Source organism: Salmonella sp. WC3, from assembly GCF_042932255.1.
Taxonomy (GTDB): Bacteria; Pseudomonadota; Gammaproteobacteria; order Enterobacterales; family Enterobacteriaceae; genus Salmonella; species Salmonella enterica.
In genome coordinates this window covers 1,940,248-1,959,699 of the sequence record NZ_CP170629.1, presented here as the reverse complement: position 1 = coordinate 1,959,699, position 19,452 = coordinate 1,940,248, and the positions used below count along the sequence as shown (strand labels likewise).

Annotated in this window: 12 protein-coding genes and 1 pseudogene; 4 read left to right on the top strand and 9 right to left on the bottom strand. The window is 51.9% G+C overall.

Annotated features, from left to right (window positions below; all coding sequences use genetic code 11):
* Positions 1-48: 48 nt before the first annotated feature.
* A complete protein-coding gene (locus ACFK9X_RS09210; RefSeq protein WP_151116234.1) occupies positions 49-1,485 on the bottom strand; it encodes a sodium:alanine symporter family protein in 1,437 nt (478 codons plus the stop codon).
* A 245-nt stretch (positions 1,486-1,730) separates the two neighbouring features.
* Positions 1,731-2,945, bottom strand: coding sequence for a diaminopropionate ammonia-lyase (gene dpaL / locus ACFK9X_RS09205; protein WP_020438006.1), 1,215 nt, complete (start codon positions 2,943-2,945; stop codon positions 1,731-1,733).
* A 316-nt stretch (positions 2,946-3,261) separates the two neighbouring features.
* On the opposite strand from dpaL, the gene ACFK9X_RS09200 reads away from it, so the two are divergent.
* The 4 genes from ACFK9X_RS09200 (at position 3,262) to aspC (ending at position 8,396) form a co-directional block, all read left to right on the top strand.
* Positions 3,262-3,723 carry an Lrp/AsnC family transcriptional regulator gene (locus tag ACFK9X_RS09200; RefSeq protein WP_000762343.1) on the top strand — a complete coding sequence of 154 codons (462 nt, stop codon included), beginning with the start codon at positions 3,262-3,264 and terminating at the stop codon, positions 3,721-3,723.
* Between the two features lie 200 nt (positions 3,724-3,923).
* Positions 3,924-5,324, top strand: a complete 1,401-nt coding sequence (gene asnS / locus ACFK9X_RS09195; protein ID WP_000117871.1) for an asparagine--tRNA ligase — start codon at positions 3,924-3,926, stop codon at positions 5,322-5,324.
* A gap of 605 nt (positions 5,325-5,929) precedes the next feature.
* Complete coding sequence (gene ompF, locus ACFK9X_RS09190; protein WP_000977709.1) at positions 5,930-7,021, top strand: porin OmpF; 1,092 nt, start codon at positions 5,930-5,932, stop codon at positions 7,019-7,021.
* A 184-nt stretch (positions 7,022-7,205) separates the two neighbouring features.
* The gene (gene aspC / locus ACFK9X_RS09185) at positions 7,206-8,396 is read left to right on the top strand and encodes an aspartate transaminase (protein WP_000462653.1); all 1,191 of its coding nucleotides are present in this window, start codon (positions 7,206-7,208) and stop codon (positions 8,394-8,396) included.
* A 61-nt stretch (positions 8,397-8,457) separates the two neighbouring features.
* Here the strand turns inward: aspC and ACFK9X_RS09180 are convergent, their stop codons facing one another.
* From ACFK9X_RS09180 to cmoM, 7 genes and pseudogenes are all read right to left on the bottom strand, one after another.
* On the bottom strand, positions 8,458-9,105 hold the full coding sequence (locus ACFK9X_RS09180) for an MBL fold metallo-hydrolase (protein ID WP_001109471.1): 648 nt from the start codon (positions 9,103-9,105) through the stop codon (positions 8,458-8,460).
* A gap of 27 nt (positions 9,106-9,132) precedes the next feature.
* Positions 9,133-9,681, bottom strand: coding sequence for a YcbK family protein (locus ACFK9X_RS09175; protein WP_001748323.1), 549 nt, complete (start codon positions 9,679-9,681; stop codon positions 9,133-9,135).
* A 259-nt stretch (positions 9,682-9,940) separates the two neighbouring features.
* Positions 9,941-11,783 (bottom strand): annotated as a pseudogene (ldtD, locus tag ACFK9X_RS09170) (L,D-transpeptidase).
* Between the two features lie 344 nt (positions 11,784-12,127).
* Entirely contained in the window at positions 12,128-16,594 is a 4,467-nt protein-coding gene (gene mukB, locus ACFK9X_RS09165; RefSeq protein ID WP_151116232.1) for a chromosome partition protein MukB, read from the bottom strand.
* Complete coding sequence (gene mukE / locus ACFK9X_RS09160) at positions 16,594-17,298, bottom strand: chromosome partition protein MukE (protein WP_000060025.1); 705 nt, start codon at positions 17,296-17,298, stop codon at positions 16,594-16,596. The genes mukB and mukE overlap by 1 nt, the downstream gene beginning before the upstream one ends.
* Positions 17,279-18,601, bottom strand: a complete 1,323-nt coding sequence (gene mukF / locus ACFK9X_RS09155; protein ID WP_001288828.1) for a chromosome partition protein MukF — start codon at positions 18,599-18,601, stop codon at positions 17,279-17,281. The genes mukE and mukF overlap by 20 nt, the downstream gene beginning before the upstream one ends.
* Positions 18,594-19,397 (bottom strand): tRNA uridine 5-oxyacetic acid(34) methyltransferase CmoM, encoded by an 804-nt coding sequence (cmoM, locus tag ACFK9X_RS09150; RefSeq protein WP_001154025.1) that lies wholly within the window; start codon positions 19,395-19,397, stop codon positions 18,594-18,596. The genes mukF and cmoM overlap by 8 nt, the downstream gene beginning before the upstream one ends.
* Positions 19,398-19,452 lie beyond the last annotated feature (55 nt).

Genomic DNA, 19,452 nt, shown 5'->3' with positions numbered 1-19,452 from the left:
GGCGCTTTGTTACTCTTCTGACCATCTTACCTGTTCTGGCCGCGATGGTTACTCTTCTTTCCCTTCACTCTTCGACATATTTACGTGCGTGATTTGCGTTGTTTTTACAGAATTAGTGTCCCGCTGTGTACGCGTTCTGAATAAATTGAATTCGCTAATAAATTCTTTACGCAGCAAGAACAGAGCAATTACGTTGGGGATAACCAGAAAACCGACAGCAATATCAGCCATTAACCAGATTACCGGGATTTCCATATTAACGGCAATCAGTGGCGGCAAAAAATATAGCCATTTAATGATGCGTTCTAGCTTATCGCCAAAGATATAGTTTATTGAAGTGCGAAATTTAATATATGAACCAAGATAAGAAGTAAACAGAATCAACGCCACACCGAGACAGAGAACCTGAACAATAATCGGATGCCATGTTTCTTTTAAGGCGGCAAAGATAATCTGAATACCTTGATAACTGGCGTCTGTCCACATACCAGAAGCAAGTACAGCAAATGCGGTAAAGTTACAGGTAATCATTGAAACAAAAAATACTTCCACTGCCCCCCACATTCCCTGACGGAAAGCATAATCCACGTTGGCAGTAGCATGTACTGTGGCCGAGGTACCCATGCCGGCTTCGTTAGTGAATATTCCGCGACTGGCTCCTTTACTGATGGCCATCATGATGGTTGACCCGACAAAGCCACCGGCTGCTGGCGCAGGGGCAAAGGCATAATAGAAAATACTTTTTATAACCTGTGGGATAGCCTCGATATTCAATACCACTACACCAGCGGCACCAATGAAATAGGCAATGGTGATCGGTGGAAGTGCAATCGTACAGAATTTACCAAGACTGGCGAGTCCTTTTAAAATAACCAACGCGCATACGATGACAATAAATCCCCCAATGACGCTTGTTGGGATGTCAAACGTATAGTGAATGACCGCCGCCATCGTATTAGTTTGCACAAAACAGGCATCCGTAATAACCAGAATCATTAATGCAAACGCATATAGTCCTGCCAGGGGATGCCATTTTTTATTGAGCCCTTTCTTAATATAATGCATTGGGCCGCCATAATATTCGCCATTCTCACCTTTACTTCGGTATTTCACCGCCAGCGTCACTTCAACCATTTTGGTCATCATACCCACGACCGCAATGATCCACATCCAGAAAATTGCCCCAGGCCCGCCAACCGCAATAGCCGCAGCAACACCTGCGATCGTTCCCGCGCCTAATGAGCCGGATAGCACAGTGGCAGCCACCTCTATTGATTTTAAGGATTTTTTAGACGCTGCCTCGCCAGTAGTGTTTTGTTTATTTTTTCCGGCAAGTGTACCAATTGTATTACGGTAAATTTCTTTTAAATTGATAATCTGGAAAAATTTGAGGCGTACTGTAAAATAAAAACCAATGCCGATGACACACAAAAATAATGGGCCACCCCATAGAAATTCAAAGAGTTGTGAAAGTTGCTCTAACATAATGACCTCGGATTTAAATTAATTCGTTCAGTCTCAGAAATAATCTTTCCAGTTCAGCGTAATCCTGAATTTTGCCAACAACACTAAACTGGAAAGTCAGCGGGTAGGAGCATCCCTTACTCACTAAATGCCGTTTTAATGGTATATTGTTATAAAGTCTTGCTTCCTGCATTAGGTTTATTATGCGTATAAAAAACGCATTTTTTACATGCTACCTTTATTATCTAATTTTTTAGTCGTAATGTTTAAGCACTGCGTCCGTTCCAGACTATATCTTCATAAATATCTGGGGACGTATCGCCTTCGGTGCTAATAAGCAGAACATGAGCACTGGCATCAAGCTGTAAGCGATTAGCAAGATCCTGATAATGCATATTGTTCATCAACTCATAAAGTAACCCTACGCCAATAGCTCCGGACTCGCCGGAAATAAAAGGCGTATCCGTACCTGGACGCGGCGCGGCAGAAATACGCATACCCTTAGCCGCCAGACAGTCATCAGCGGAAATAAAACAACTGGTGTTGTCCCGAATAATAGGCCAACTGATAATATTCGGCTCCCCACACGCAAGCCCGGCCATTATCGTCGCCATATCGCCAGTGACGCAGTGAGGTTGACCATCATTCATAACTGCGGATTGATAAAGACAGTTGGCCTGATGCGGCTCAACCACAATAATATTAGGGATATTTTCCTGCATTTTTTCAACAAAATAACCCATAACACTGCCAGCAAACGATCCCACCCCCGCTTGTAAAATAAGATGGGTTGGCAACGGACTGTTTGTTTCTGCGAGCTGCTCATAAGCTTCAACCGCTAGTGTCATATAGCCTTGCATAATCCATGTTGGGATCTCTTCATACCCTGTCCAGGCTGTATCCTGCAAAAGCACCCAGCCTTTTGTTTGCGCCATTCTATGGGCCAGTCGCACTGCATCATCGTAGTTCAGATCGGTGATGGTGCATTCAGCTCCATGATGGCGAATATTCTCTGCCCGGATTAACGATGATCCTTTAGGCATATAAACGACGGCTTTTAGACCTAATTGCTCTGCCGCCCACGCCACACCACGGCCATGATTGCCATCCGTCGCGGTAACAAAAACACAATCTTTAATTTTTTCTTTAATCTCAGGAGTATTAAGGGCAGCAAAACTTAACGAGTTAATATCACATTGCAATTTATCAGCGAGATATTTTCCTACAGCATAAGAGCCGCCCAGACCTTTAAAAGCATTCAGGCCAAAACGCCAGGATTCATCTTTAATATGGATGGACCCTAGTCCAAGCCGCTGGCTTAGATGCGCCAGATTATGTAACGGCGTAACGGCATAATTGGGTAATTTTTTATGAAATGCTAACACCTCATGCCCAACATTTCCGTTAAGCAAACTTAAGGCCGCTCCTGTACCATATTTTTTCCGACGTGTATTAAACTGATATTTAATAAGCTCATGCATAATGATACCTTTTGTTAAAGTTTATTTACTGAAATAATATATTTTTGTCAATTATTGAGTAGAAACAAGCAAAGAACTCGCGTTTTGTGGCTGTAGTAGTGGTTATCCTCACTTTAATAAACGTACTGATAAAAGAGTCGCACAATATCTATTACGTCCTTTTCTTTATTCCGCTGATTATGATAGTACTATGCTTATTGCTGTTAAATGGCGCGAAAATGCCCATCGTCGTGCAATTTTCACCTTTTTTTAACGGCCTGGACGCGGCAAAATTGCGCACAGTGATAGTCATCACATTAAAGAGGTTATTTGCGATATGAAGCTTGACGCCTGGGATAAAAACATTCTGACATTATTGCAGCGCGATAATCGTCTTTCTCAGCGGGAAATCGCCGAACAGGTCAATCTTTCACCTTCGGCAGTGAATCGTCGTATCGCGGCACTGGAGGAGGCGGGCATAATTAAAGGCAATGTCAGCCTTATTGATGCTGGCAAAGTGGGACGCCCGGTCACGATTGTGGTGCAGGTGGTGATCGAAAACGAGCGATTCAATTTACTGGAAGAGGCTCGTCAACGGTTTGTCAGTTGCCCGCAGGTGCAGCAGGTCTACTACGTAACGGGCGATTTCGACTTTTTACTGGTGCTCAATGTTCGTGACATGGCGGAATATGAAACGCTTACCCGTGAGCTTTTCTTTTCCTCAGGCAATATAAAGTCTTTTAAAACGATTGTCGTGATGCAAAACGCCAAGCAAGAGATGCGCGTCCTGATCGAGTAACGTGCGCAAAGCTTGCAAAACCAGCCTAAATTCTCAATGGTTCGCGAGCAGGTGCGAACTTTTTACAGGTTTCTTTCTGAAAACCTGCTTCCAGATGCGATTTCTGCTTGTCTGATTGCAGATGCCAGGTAACATAGGAATACCCCCATTTCGGGTGGACAAGTGTTTATTTTTTCCGACTATTAACTAGAGAGAATATTATGAGCGTTGTGCCTGTAGCCGACGTACTCCAGGGCCGCGTAGCCGTTGACCAAGAAGTCACCGTGCGCGGATGGGTGCGTACCCGCCGAGATTCAAAAGCTGGCATCTCCTTCCTCGCCGTTTATGACGGCTCCTGCTTTGATCCTGTACAGGCTGTCATTAATAATTCTCTGCCCAATTATAATGAAGAAGTATTACACCTGACGACAGGCTGCTCCGTGGTAGTAACAGGTAAGGTTGTCGCGTCGCCGGGACAGGGGCAAAGTTTCGAAATCCAGGCTACGAAAGTAGAGGTCGCAGGCTGGGTGGAAGATCCGGATACCTACCCGATGGCGGCAAAACGCCACAGCATTGAGTATCTGCGTGAGGTCGCGCATCTGCGCCCGCGCACCAACCTGATTGGCGCGGTAGCGCGCGTCCGCCATACTCTGGCGCAGGCGCTGCATCGCTTCTTCGATGAGCAGGGTTTCTTTTGGGTTTCTACCCCGCTGATTACCGCTTCCGATACCGAAGGCGCTGGCGAAATGTTCCGCGTCTCAACGTTGGATCTGGAAAACCTGCCGCGTAACGACCAGGGCAGAGTAGATTTTGACAAAGACTTTTTTGGCAAAGAATCATTCCTGACCGTCTCCGGCCAGCTCAACGGTGAAACCTATGCCTGCGCGCTGTCCAAAATCTATACTTTTGGGCCGACCTTCCGCGCGGAAAATTCCAACACCAGCCGCCACCTGGCGGAGTTCTGGATGCTGGAGCCGGAAGTGGCATTCGCCGATCTGGAAGACAACGCCCGTCTGGCGGAAGCCATGCTGAAATATGTCTTCAACGCGGTTCTGGAAGAGCGTGCGGATGACATGAAGTTCTTTGCCGAACGCGTGGATAAAGACGCTATCGCTCGTCTGGAGCGTTTTGTCTCTACCGACTTCGCTCAGGTGGATTACACCGAGGCGGTCGCCATTCTGGAACGCTGTGGTAAGACATTTGAAAACCCGGTGTTCTGGGGCGTCGACCTCTCTTCCGAACACGAACGTTATCTGGCGGAAGAGCATTTCAAAGCGCCGGTAGTGGTGAAAAACTATCCGAAAGAAATTAAAGCATTTTACATGCGCCTTAACGAAGATGGCAAAACCGTGGCGGCCATGGATGTGCTGGCGCCGGGAATCGGCGAAATCATCGGTGGTTCCCAGCGTGAAGAGCGTCTGGATGTGCTGGATGCCCGTATGGCCGAAATGGGGCTGAATAAAGAGGATTACTGGTGGTATCGCGACTTGCGTCGCTACGGTACTGTACCGCATTCCGGCTTTGGTCTGGGCTTTGAACGCCTTATCGCTTACGTCACGGGTGTGCAAAACGTGCGCGATGTTATTCCGTTCCCACGGACCCCACGCAACGCCAGCTTCTGATTTTTACGACACACTCAAGGCCAGCTATGCTGGCCTTTTTTTCCGCCTGAATGTCAGCTTTATTATCAATAAGTAAATAAATTTAATTACAACCCTCTGAATTACCACATCTTGTTACTGCATATTTCACGAAAATATTTACACATAAAAATTAATCCTTAATTTTATTGCGGATTAGATTTTCCTGTTCTAATAGCACAATTTTTCACCGCAATTTCAGACATCAAGACTTCTAAATGGCTATTTTTATGAAATAGCTCGTCTGCTGCTTTTTCAGGCACAACGGTGCCGCGAACAAATAAATGCAATAAAATCATAGATATAAAAGAAAAACGATCAAATCAAAGCGATAACTCAGGGGAAGTTTGACGTTGTTCACAAAGTTCCGTAAAAATAACATTTGTTTACATATTTTTCTTTTTGAAACTAAATCTTTATCTTTGTAGCACTTTCACGGTAGCGAAACGTTAGTTTGAATGGAAAGATGCCTGTCAGACACATAAAGACACCAAACTCTCATCAATATTTCTGTAAAGTTTTATTGACGGAATTTATTGACGGCAGTGGCAGGTGTCATATAAAAAAACCAATGAGGGTAATAAATAATGATGAAGCGCAAAATCCTGGCAGCGGTGATCCCTGCCCTGCTGGCTGCTGCAACCGCAAACGCAGCAGAAATTTATAATAAAGATGGTAATAAGCTGGATCTGTACGGTAAAGCCGTGGGTCGTCACGTATGGACAACGACCGGCGATAGTAAAAATGCCGACCAGACTTATGCCCAGATTGGTTTTAAAGGGGAAACGCAGATTAACACAGATCTGACCGGTTTCGGTCAGTGGGAATACCGTACTAAAGCAGACCGCGCTGAAGGCGAACAGCAGAACTCGAATCTGGTACGTCTGGCTTTCGCGGGTTTGAAATACGCGGAAGTGGGTTCAATCGATTATGGTCGTAACTACGGTATCGTTTACGATGTTGAATCCTATACCGATATGGCCCCCTACTTCTCCGGCGAAACCTGGGGCGGCGCCTATACTGATAACTACATGACCAGCCGTGCTGGCGGTTTGTTGACCTACCGTAACTCTGACTTCTTTGGTCTGGTGGACGGTCTCTCTTTCGGTATCCAGTATCAGGGTAAAAATCAGGACAACCACAGCATTAACTCTCAGAATGGCGATGGCGTAGGTTACACCATGGCATATGAGTTCGACGGCTTTGGCGTCACCGCAGCGTACAGCAACAGCAAGCGTACTAACGATCAGCAGGATCGCGATGGTAATGGCGATCGCGCAGAGTCATGGGCCGTTGGCGCGAAATATGATGCAAACAACGTCTACCTGGCTGCCGTATATGCTGAAACCCGCAATATGAGCATTGTTGAAAATACGGTTACCGATACCGTGGAAATGGCAAACAAAACGCAGAACCTGGAAGTGGTCGCTCAGTACCAGTTTGACTTCGGCCTGCGTCCGGCAATCTCGTATGTGCAGAGTAAAGGTAAGCAGTTGAACGGCGCCGACGGCTCGGCCGATCTGGCGAAATATATTCAGGCGGGCGCGACTTACTACTTCAACAAAAACATGAACGTATGGGTTGACTACCGTTTCAACCTGCTGGACGAAAACGACTACAGCTCCAGCTACGTTGGCACCGACGATCAGGCGGCTGTCGGTATTACTTACCAGTTCTGATCAGCAGACCCCTTTGTTTTATGCCTCAAAAACAGGACTTCGGTCCTGTTTTTTTATCTCTCTTAGAGAAAATGTGCGTCTTTCAAAAACAGGCGGGCTTTTTAGCGCTAACGGTTGGCATTTTGTAAATCTGCCGTTAACCTGATAGCGGATTTCCCTTCTGTAACTATAATGGAACCTCGTCATGTTTGAGAACATAACCGCCGCTCCTGCCGACCCGATTTTGGGCCTGGCCGATCTGTTTCGCGCCGATGACCGTCCAGGGAAAATTAACCTTGGCATTGGCGTATATAAAGATGAAACCGGCAAAACACCGGTGCTCACCAGCGTTAAAAAAGCCGAGCAGTATTTACTGGAAAATGAAACGACGAAAAACTATCTCGGCATTGACGGGATTCCGGAATTTGCTCGCTGCACTCAGGAACTGCTGTTCGGCAAAGGCAGCGCGCTGATTAACGATAAGCGCGCACGCACGGCGCAAACGCCGGGCGGTACCGGCGCGTTACGCATTGCCGCCGACTTTTTGGCAAAAAATACTCCGGTAAAACGGGTGTGGGTGAGCAACCCCAGCTGGCCGAACCACAAAAGCGTGTTTAACGCTGCCGGCCTGGAAGTTCGGGAGTACGCTTACTACGATGCGGAAAATCACACGCTGGATTTTGAAGCGCTACAAGCCAGCCTGAGCGAAGCACAGGCCGGCGATGTGGTTCTGTTCCACGGTTGCTGTCATAACCCAACCGGCATTGACCCTACTCTGGAACAGTGGCAGGTTCTGGCTGAGCTTTCCGTTGAAAAAGGGTGGCTGCCGCTATTCGATTTCGCTTACCAGGGCTTTGCCCGCGGCCTGGAAGAAGATGCGGAAGGTCTGCGCGCCTTTGCCGCGCTGCATAAAGAGCTTATTGTCGCCAGCTCCTACTCCAAAAACTTCGGCTTATATAATGAGCGCGTCGGCGCCTGCACCCTCGTTGCCGCCGATGCGGAAACCGTGGATCGCGCTTTTAGCCAGATGAAATCCGCCATTCGCGCTAACTACTCCAACCCGCCAGCGCACGGCGCGTCCATCGTCGCGACTATCCTGAGTAATGACGCCCTGCGCGCTATCTGGGAACAGGAACTGACGGACATGCGCCAGCGTATCCAGCGTATGCGTCAACTGTTCGTGAATACCTTGCAGGAAAAAGGCGCGAACCGTGACTTCAGCTTTATTATCAAGCAGAACGGGATGTTCTCATTCAGCGGTCTGACCAAAGATCAGGTGCTGCGTCTGCGTGAAGAGTTCGGCGTTTATGCCGTGGCTTCTGGTCGCGTGAACGTGGCGGGCATGACCCCGGATAATATGGCGCCACTGTGCGAAGCCATTGTCGCGGTACTGTAAAAAGCTGCCGACTGGCGTGACCGATAAAAAAGCCTGCAATGTGCAGGCTTTTTCATTCTGCTTACCAGACCGGCATCTCATCTTGCAAGAAGGGATTATGCAGACGCTCGTACCCGAGCGTAGAGAGCGGGCCGTGGCCAGGAATAAAGGTCACATCATCGCCAAGCGGCAATAATTTACGCTTAATGGCGTCAATCAACTGGGTGTGATCGCCGCGAGGAAAATCGCTGCGCCCGACGCCACCTTTGAAAATCACATCGCCGGAGATCAGCAGTTGCGACTGTTCATCAAAGAAAACCACGTGTCCCGGCGTGTGTCCCGGACAATGTAACACCTGTAACGTCACATTCCCCACGCTGACGCGATCGCCGTCGTTCAGCCAGCGATCAGGCGTCAGCGGCTGACACTCATCCAGACCAAACATGCGGCTTTGCGCCGGCAGTCCTTGCAGCCAGAACTCATCTTCTTTTTCCGGACCGATAACAGGAACGCCGTAATGCTGCGCCAGTTCACTCGCCGCGCCGACGTGATCGAGATGCCCATGCGTGAGTAAAATTTGCATCAACGTCACGCCGCTGGCGTCCACTTCCTGTTTAATTTTTTCCGCGTCGCCGCCCGGATCGACCAGCGCCGCCAGCCGGGTTTGTTCGCACCAGATTAATGAACAGTTCTGGGAGAACGCGGTGACCGGAATAATACGATAGTTCATACTGCTCCTTTGATTAAGCCTCGCTGATTACCAGTGCCGCGCCGGCCCGGTATCAATATGCACAAAGTTACTACGTGGGTAATATCCTACACCACCTGCGCGCATAGATAACGCCGCTTTGCGAATATTGCTCAGCGCCACGCCCTCAATATGAAAATCCATCGCCTGCCCTTTTGTATGGTAGCTTTTTTTCGCTACGCCGCTGCTACGGGCGCGTAATTCATTATTGGTATCAAGAGAACGGTAGCCTGAGATGAGCTGCACAGGTTTACGCGTCCCTAACAGACCCTGGAGTCGGTAAAGTTGGTCAAACAGGCGGGGATCGATTGTTCGGACTTTATTCGCGCGATAGTCACGGAAAAAATGGTTTAACTTTGCTAATTCATCCTGAATGTAGGCTCTTCCATCGAAAAACTCCGCCTTGATTGACTCTCCGGTATGGAGATTGTTTAACGTCAAAATGCGCGGGCGTGGGGTCGAGAGTGTGGCAAACGCTGGCGCGGGCAGGATGGCGGCGCCGAGAGCGACACCACCAAGCGCCAGCAGCTTGCGGCGATTAGCGTCAAATTTGTCCATGATAATCAGGTCTACAGGTCAATGTTATCGTTAATACACTTCTACCTTTAAGCAGACATGATACCGGCTGGCACAGACTTCTGAACGGCCCGGTCGACTTAAAGGTTGTTGTATATGCACTTCTGGCGCACGAAAGGCACCTTAACTGCCGATAAAGCCCGCGTCAAGATGGCCCTCCCCCAGCCACAACGGGGGTCTACAGCGAAACGCCCCGTTGAAGCCAAACATTAGGACAACATATTTACCAGAACTTCTTCATTTACCTGATTAATTGTTCAACCTTTGGCACAATTTGTGCGCTGGATCGCGCTGTGAGATCGTAATTGTAAATATCTGTACGATATTGCATACGTCCATCTGCGCCGACAAATGCGGTCAGATAGTAAAGATTTACTGGAATGTTCTGCCGGATATTGACATACCGCGTGTCGCCTTGCTTCAGGGCGCCTGAGATCCGCGCATCGTTCCAGCCAGCATCCTGCAAGAGCATATTCGCCAGCTCAGAGGCCTTATTGACCCGCACGCAGCCGGAACTTAACGCCCTGGCGTCACGCTGAAAGAGAGTATGGTTAGGCGTATCGTGCAGATAGATCGCATCTGAACTCGGCATATTAAATTTATAACGCCCCAGCGAATTGTGCGCGCCTGGCGCCTGCTGGAAACGGAACGGAAGATTCGATGGCGTAATGGTGGCCCAGTCAACCTGCCACGGATCGATCGCTTCTTTGCTGTTCCAGCCGCGCATCACGGTGTAGCCATGGCGCTCCAGATAGCCTGGGTCATTCCACACCTTCGGTAAAATGTCTTTACGCGCAAGCGTGGGCGGAACGTTCCACGGCGGGTTCACCACCACATTATTCAGCGCGCTGCTCATCATCGGCGTTTTACGATCGGGACGCCCGACGATCACCCTTGAAGCCAGCACCTGGTTGCCATTCTGATAGTAGACCAGCGAATAAGCGGGAATGTTTACCATAATACCGGTAGAGAGTTCCGCCGGCAGCAGGCGTAAACGTTGGATATTCAGTGCCAGTACGCCTGCGCGTTGCGCGGGGGTCATATTAAGCCAGTTACGCGTCGCCGGGCCAATAACGCCATCCGCCCCCAGCCCTTGCCATGCCTGAAAACGCTTTACCGCCTCGACCAGTTCATTATCGTAGGCGGCGCGTACCGCCGGAGCCGGCTTACTACGGCGGGCCGTTGGTTCGTCGTGCGCCACCGATGTTTCGTCGACCACGGCGGAGGGGCTGACGACGGCGCTATCAGCAGTGTTATCGCCGGGTAAGGCTATCTTTGGACCGCCATCCAGCATCCCCGTACGCTGTAATATTTCGCGCAGCGCAGGCACATCGTTACTCCATTGCCCCGGGCGCAGCGTCGCGGTATTGGTCAACTGCGGCCACGGGCGAGAGTCCGCCACCAGCTTCAGCAGCGCATCATGCATGGGCGCATACTGTGGGTGCCGGCGCCAGGCTGGCGACAAACATCGGCAACTGGCCCTCTTCCAGCGCGATTTGCCACTGGTTAATCACCGAGACTGGCGGCGTCGCCAATGCGTAAGGTTTGTTGCTATATAACCAGCGCTGGCCTTTGACGGGGATATTCGCAATGAAATGGAGATAGCCCATCATGGCGTCTGACAACACAACATCGCGCGCCATACCGTTTACGGCGGGATCGGTCAACAATGCCACCCAGGCGGTAAACTGCGGCTGGAATCCGGCAATCGCCACCTCCGCCAACTGTTGCTGGAAGGCTTTCACCGCATCGCGATTATCCCACATGGGCTTCATGTCGCGCGCGGCATACAGCAATGTCAGCTGGCTCATATAGACCGGCGTATAGCCGGAAGGAAGCTGCGACTGTAAATCAGCCCGGACTTTCTCGGCTGAAACGCCCTCCGGCAGCGGCTGAATCCCGGCCATAATCGCCGTCGCGGCTGATTGCTTCTGCGGCCCAGCCAGATCCGTCGCGGCAGCGGCGCTATCGCCAGGTATCATTTCAGGCTCATCGGCCTGCGCATTGAACAGTGGAGCGAATGTTACGGCCAGGCATAAACTGATTGCCGACAGACAACGACCACACATCTTGTTAAGCAACATCCCTTGCCCCCTGTTTTCGTTATCATACTCCGCATGACTGTGCTGCCCGCAGCGCGGGTCAACCGCAACCAATGCTTTTGTTTAGTATGACGAGTCAGCCTGCTCACTCGTCAGGCTTAACTCCAGTATATAAAGTTCGTTACGTTTTTGCCTAACCTAATGTAAAGAAGTTTAAAGAAAATGCACTACCCGGAGAGATTTTTCAGATAAAGAAAAAGGCGGCTTTCGCCGCCCCAGGCTAATGATAAAGCAGAACTTGTTGTGCCGGATGGCGGCGTAACCGACTTATCCGGCCTTGCCTGATAAACGAGGCGCCATCAGGCACGTCATCGTTTCTGCCGTATTTAACTCGCTTCTGAAGGCGTATCTTCCGTTTGCGTACCGGGAAGCGTTTCCGGAAGCTGCGGCGCAAAGCCACGCAGCCCGACAACATGAACATGCTCAGTATTCTGAAACACTTTACGCACCAGTTTATAGGTCGTGCCCTTCTCCGGACTGATGTTTTCCGGCGCGGCGATGATGAGCTGCATCTGCAAACGTTCGCATAGTTCAAACAGCGTGGCGATAGAGCGCGCATCCAGACGCGCCGCTTCATCGAGGAACAGCAGGCGACATGGCGAAATATCTTTCCCGCGCAGTCTGCGCGCTTCGTCTTCCCAGCTTTGCACCACCATCACCAGAATTGACATCCCGGTCCCGATAGCTTCCCCCGTTGATAGCGCGCCGGATTCCGCACGCAGCCAGCCGTCGGCCCCACGGTTAACTTCAACTTCCATTTCCAGATAGTTACGGTAGTCCAGCAGCTCCTCGCCGATGGTCTGCGGCGTGCGTTGCCCCATATCGATCTGCGGATTCAGGCGCTGGTACAGTTTCGCCAGCGCTTCGGAGAAGGTCAGACGATTGCTGTTAAACAGATCCTGATGCTGCTCCTGCTGTTCTGAAAGCACATCCAGCAAGGTGGCATGCGTTTCACGCACGTTGACGTTTAACCGCACGCTATTCACCTGGCCAAACGAGACGCTTTGCAACCCCTGGTTCAGCATACGGATACGGTTCTGCTCACGCTGGATTGTCTTGCGGATAATGTTTGCCACGCTGCGGGAACTGATCGCCAGCTTTTGCTCACGCGATGTCAGCTCTTCCGTCAGACGGCTCAGCTCAATCTCCATTTGTTCAATGGCTTCAACCGGATCGTCGGTACGAATAATATCCTGACGAATACGTTCGCGCAGATGCTGGTAAACGGCCACAAAGAACTGGATTTTACGTTCCGGGCGTTTCGGATCTTCCGACAGACGCAATACGTCGCGCAGATGTTCGTTATCCGCGACGGCCAGGCGCAGCGCGCCCAACGCCTTATCCGACATGGAGCGCAGTTCATCCGCCGACAGATAAGCCAGCTCACGACGGTGCAGACGGCGTTCCACGCCATTGTCTTTCACCATCCGCATGACTGCGCACCAGCCGGCTTTCGCGGTCACGACCTGCTCGCGCATTTCATGATAATCACGCTCCAGCTTGCGCAGCTTACGGGTCAGGTTCTCCATCTCCGCTTCGCAGAAGGTGAGCGCTTTCTCAAGCTGATTGCGACGCGAACGGTTATTGCTCAACTGAGCGTGCAGTTCATCCCGACGCTGGCGGGCGCGCTCTTCCGCCCCGCTGTCGGCGCGAACGCCAATATCCTGTAATTCGCGCTGCAAATCGTTAAGCAGCTCTTTTTTCGTGTCGTAAGAGCTTTTTAGCGAGGCCAGAACCTGGCTGTACTGACTTAACTGCGCGGCATGGCTGCGCAGCGCTTCGCGGGCGCGGGTACGCTCGGCTTCCGCCTGCTCCAGCCGCTGGCGCAGCTTTTCGTTGAGATCGCTGTTGCCGCTCAGCATTTCCGCCGAGTCGGAATAGCTGAAATGCGCCCGACGTTCGACAACTTCAGCCAGAGCAAAAGCCTGCTGGCGCGCGTCGCGCTGCATTTGCTGCGACCATGCATAGTCTTCTTTTAATTGCTCAAACTGTTCCGGATCGCTTTGCAGAACGGAAACTACTGGCTCCAGTTTGGCTAACTGGTTGCCATATTGCTGCACAAATCGCGCCGCTTCCTGCGCCTCATCCAACCGTTCCTGAATTTCATCGACCCGATCGGCCAGCGTTTCATCGGCCAATAAATTCAGCCGCGGCAGCAAACGGTTAAGCGCGGAAACGCCCTCTTTCGCCTGCTCAAACTGAAGGCGCTGCTGCTGGTTGTCGCTTTCATGCGTCGCCAACGCGCGTTCCAGCTCGACGCGACGCCCGTTCAGTCGGCGAATTTCCGCTTCCGGATCGTCCTCAAAGGCAACGGAAAGGTGGCTACCGATAAAACGGCTGAACGCCTGGTGCAAACGCTGGGTTTTCTGCACGTCAAACGAGAGCGTGGCAAAGCGCTCGGAAAGCACTTCCCGTTCCGCATGGAGACTTTCAATACGGTTCTCGCGCGCCGCACGGCCAAAAATAGGCAGCGACGGGAAACGCGAATAACGCCACTGACGGTCGGCAATTTTCACGACCACCGCCTTTTCCAGCTCGTCAACGCTGAATACGCTGTCATCAAAAGACTGCGGATCGCCTTCGATCAGGTACAGATCTTCCGGGCAGTCGGTCAGACCTTCAAGCTGTTCGGCTATTTGCGATAAATCCGGTACGACGATCGCATGGCGCGACGGGCCATACAGTGCGGAAAAGTACGGCGCATCTTCAAGACTGACATCGTCGTAGATTTCCGACAGCAGTACCCCGCCAAAACGCTCCGCCAGCGCATTCAAACGCTGATCTTCCGCGCCGCCCGGCTGGCTTAAACGTTCGATCTCTTCATCAACCGCATTTTTACGCACGCCCACTTCGTCGCGTTCGACAATGGCTTCGCGCTCACGCTCCAGTAGCTGTTGCAGGTATTCGGTCACTTCCTGGCTAGACGTAAACTCCTCGCCGCACTGTTCGCTAAGCTGGTTCAGGCTATTCTGCGCCGCTAGCCAGACAGGAGCGCGTTGCATCAGATGCTGGATACGGGATTGCAGCTGTTCCTGCTCCTGACGCAAGGCCATACGCTGTTCGCTGGCTGACGACACGCTATCAGACAAGGACGCGATGCGGGCTTCCAGCTCCTGATGCAACGCTTCCAGTTCGTCAATATCAAAATTTTTGCCCTGTCGCTTACAGAACTCCGCCAGCAGACGTTCCGCCTCTTGCTGCTCGCGCAGCCGCTGTTCCAGTTCGCCCAGGCGCATCCGCAGCGGCTGTACCTGTTCCGCCAGATGACGCTGGTTCACGCCGTCCCGTAACAGCTCGCGCGCCACGTCCCAGGCTTCGCTACGCGCCAGCGGGCCGTTGATCGCCGCTACCAGCTGATAAGCCTGCTCAAACTGACTGTGCGCGGTTTGCGCCACGCTCATCTTTTGTTCCAACGACAGCAGTTTTTCCGTAGCTTCCTGCTCTTTTGCCTGGAAAGTATCCAGCCATTCGGCGGCGCTTTCCGGCGTTAGATCCGGCAGATGACAAAGTTCTTTAGCGCGGGCAAGCGCTGATATCGCCTGGTTATACTGAATCGCGCGCGTTTGCTGTACATCCAGCGCCTGCTGGTAATCCGCAAGCTGGCTTTTGAGTTCATCGACTTCCAGCTCGGCGGCTTCGGCACGCGCTTCATTTTCGTCCTGCATTTCGGCGGCTTCCGCCACCACTTCGTTTTGCTCTTCGAGTCGAATCTGCAGCTCTTCAAGATCCGCTTCGTAGCGTTCAATTTTTTCCTGCTGACGCAGCGCGGTTTGCACCAGATTCAGGTGATCGCTCGCCGCCTGGTAATCCGCCTCAAGAGAACCTTCGGCGCCGTTATGTTCGCCCAACTCACGGGCCATATCGACGTGCTTGTACTGCTCAGCCGCCAGTTGTTTGCGCGATGTGTACAGTTCGCGTCGAAACGCCAACGCCTGATCAAGGTGAACCCGACGCTCATTGGCGTGGCGCATATAATCCGCCGCCACATAATCGGTGGCTTCGCTGATCAAATGCTTAAACAGATCGCGATCGGATTGGGTAACACGAATCGCTTCCAGCGTGAGTCGGTTCTCGCGCAGCGCCGCTTCCATATCCTGGAACGCCTTGCGCACGCCGCTGTTTTCCGGCAATAAATAATCGCGTAGCGATCGGGTAATGGCGCTGGAGATCCCGCCGTACAGCGAGGCCTCTATCAAACGATAGAATTTACTACGATCGGAAGCGGAGCGCAGACGACGGGCGATAATCCCTAAGTCAAACATCAGCGAATGATAATCGGTGATGGAGTTAAACTGCTTAAACTGCACGCCTTCCATCTCGTCAAGCTTGTCTTTCAGCTCAGCAAGCGACAGTACGCGCGCCTGACGTTCGTTTAATGTCTCCGTCACCAGTTGTGTCGGCTGTACCGACATCGGCAGCCCCTGGATAGCGAACGGTTTGATGTCCACTTTGCGATCGCGCCCAGCGACCTGCTGCAGACGCACGCCGACCACCACCCGCTGATGGCGGGAATTAATGGTGTCGAGCATGGAGTAACAGACGCCCGCCTTCAGCTTACCGTGCAGACCTTTATCGCGCGAACCGCTGGTGGCGCCGGCTTCCGTGGTGTTACGAAAGTGCAGTAATGTAAGATCCGGGATCAGCGCCGTGACGAACGCCGCCATCGTCGTGGATTTCCCGGCACCGTTGCCCCCGGATAACGTCGTGACCAGTTCATCCAGGTCAAAAGTACGGGCAAAAAAACCGTTCCAGTTAATCAGCGTTAGCGAGCGAAATTTACCGCGTTCAATCATTATTCTTCCTCTCCACTGTCCGGCTGACTCTCTTCGGTCTCATCATTAAGTTGCAGATGGTTTTCAATGGGCATCGCTTCCCCGTCGCGGATGAGACGACGCTGCGCCTCGCGAGGATCGTCGCCGGCGCGGACATCCGCGCCAAAGCGGAAGACCGATTCGGTAATGCGGAATTTGCTGCTGTCGTGGCCCATAAACCATACCATGCCCAAACGACGCAGGCGGTTTAAAGAAGAACGCACCTTTTCCTGCAGTTTCTGACGATCAACGTCAGATCCCGTCGAGCGGTTATTAACCAGCTTTAGCAGTTTGGCTTCGTCCGCAAGGGTAAGCAGCTCGTCGTACAATTCTTGCTGAGTAAAGATCCCTTCGTTGGCCAGACGCTCCGGGCTAAGATAGAGGTAGCAGAGAATTTTACCGACCATCATATCCAGTTCGGATAACACCGAGCGCGGGATAAGCGTGGTAGAACGCGGACGCAGGTAGAAGAACCCCTCCGGCGCGCGAATCAGTTCCACGTTATAACGCGCGTAAAACTCTTCCAGGTATTCCTGAAAATCCATCAGAAAGGCATGATTATCCAGTTCGTCCAGCCCGATGTGGCGGCCCGAACGTAATGCGCTATCCAGCGCCGGAAATAACGGATTCGCCAGCGCCTGCGCCAGCTTAACCGGCATCACTTGTTCAATATTTGTCAATGACATGCGCCTGTACCTTGGCTCCGTAATCATTAATCGGCTGCCATTTGGCTGGCAGTCCGGTGAAATCTGCTTGCGCTACGCCAAGACGTACCGCTTGATCGATAACAATACGCGCCACGTCGAAATGACGCGCGCGCGGGTATTGCGCCAGATACTCGCGCACCACCAGTCCAAGATCCAGTGGCGTTTGTCTGGTTTTGTAGATAGCCAGCTGTTCTTCAATGATGGCCGCTAACTGCTCGCGGATCTCGTTAAACTCTTCATATTCCAGATCCGGCGGCAACTCCCCGGTGACTTCATCGTCACGCAACGCCATCTCTTCATCGCGCATATCCAGCAGACGATCGGCATTCGCGTAGGTTAGCGCCCAGGGATCGTCAAAATAAGTCTGCACGGACTGGCGCAACCGCTGGGCGAAGACACGGTTTTTATCCATATCGATCGCGGTACGGATAAATTTATGCACGTGACGATCGTAGCCGATCCATAAATCAATAGACTGCTGACCCCAACTGATAATGCGGTCGAGTTTACTTTGTAAGTCAAACACCAGCCTGTCGACAAAATGCAGATCGTCGTGCGTCATCGTGGCATCCTGAATGCGCAGCAGGTTAGCCTGCAGCTTATCGCCCGCCGCCTCCAGCGTATCCTGCAACTCGCGCAGCGTACCGGACGTTTCGGAAAGCAGCAGCTCACAGCTGGAAATCGCCGCCCGCCAGTCTTTATTCAGCAGTTGTGCGATATCGTCTTTCACCTGCTGCTGCTGTTCATCCATGATGCGCTGGGTGAGATCGATACTGTCGAAAATCTCCGCCACCGAATATTTCAATGGCGCGTAAACGTTGCGATGCCAGTGGAACTCATCGCCCCCCTCCGCTGCCGCATCCGCCGCGCGCTTCAATTCGCCGGCCACAATCGACAACTGCATAGAAAGACGCAGCGTAGAGAATTCGCGTTGACGAATGTAGTAATCGGTGATGCCAATCCCGAGCGGGGTTAATCGGTAAATCGCATTGCCTTCCGCCTGCTCGCTGGTAAAGCGGTTCAGCAGACGTTGACGCACCATATCGTTAATCGCGTTGTTCGCGCGCACGCCGATGGTTTCGCTGGTTTGCTCAAACGCATCACTCACATGGCGGAATGCATCCACCAGCTCGCCTTCACTCATCTCGCCGTCAAGGCGTTCGCCGTTCAACGTGGCGACCGCCAGCAGAAAGGAAAGTCTGTCTACCGGCAGCGAGATGGAAAAGTCGTTTTTTCTGGCCCAGGCAACCAGTTCGGGGACTGTCTGGGAAAATTCACTCATAGGTTATCCTTGCATCTGCGGCTAGCGCCGGGCTTTTAATCGCGGTGACATGAATGTAGCGCCCAAGGCTAATATACGGCTCCTGGCGGCAATAACGCGTTTCCAGTTCGACCAGGGTCTCATAACAGTCACGCTGCTGGTGTTTTTCACGCAGATAATCATGAAACACACGCACGCCGGTTTTACCGGTAATCTGCCAGCCAATCGCCTCCAGCCACTGGTACACCTGCGCGGGGTCGCGCGGGTAGTCAGGCGACAGCGTGCGCTTCTTGCGTTTAGGCATCCCCGCCTGCACGTAGTCAAAATTACCCGCCACCATATTGTGCATCAGCAAACCGTTAGCGTTATAGAACATCAACGACAGCGCGCCGCCAGGGCGCAATACTGACCAGAGCGTTTCTAATACGCCGACAGGATCGGCTACCCACTCCAGCACAGCATGAAACAATATCAGATCAACCGGGCTTTCCAAATGCGAAGCGACGTCCTGAGCCGGGCATTGTATAAAATGCATGTCTTTGCTCACACCTTTTGCCTCGGCCGCCTGCCGCGCGCGGGCGATCATTTCGCCAGACAGATCGCATAACGTCACCTGATGGCCGCGTTCCGCCATCTTAATCGCCGTTTGCCCTTCGCCGCCGCCGGCATCCAGCACCCGCAGTTTCCGCCCGCCAATCTCCTCCAGCACGCGATCCAGGTCTTGCCACAGAATGGCTTGCCGCAGTTGTCCTTTGGTCGTGCCGTAAATGTTACGGGAAAACTTTTCAGCAATGTCATCAAAATTGCGATCCTGCATCGGACTCTCCACAGGCTGGCTCAGGCGTTATCTGATAAAACCGCTATTTTGTCAC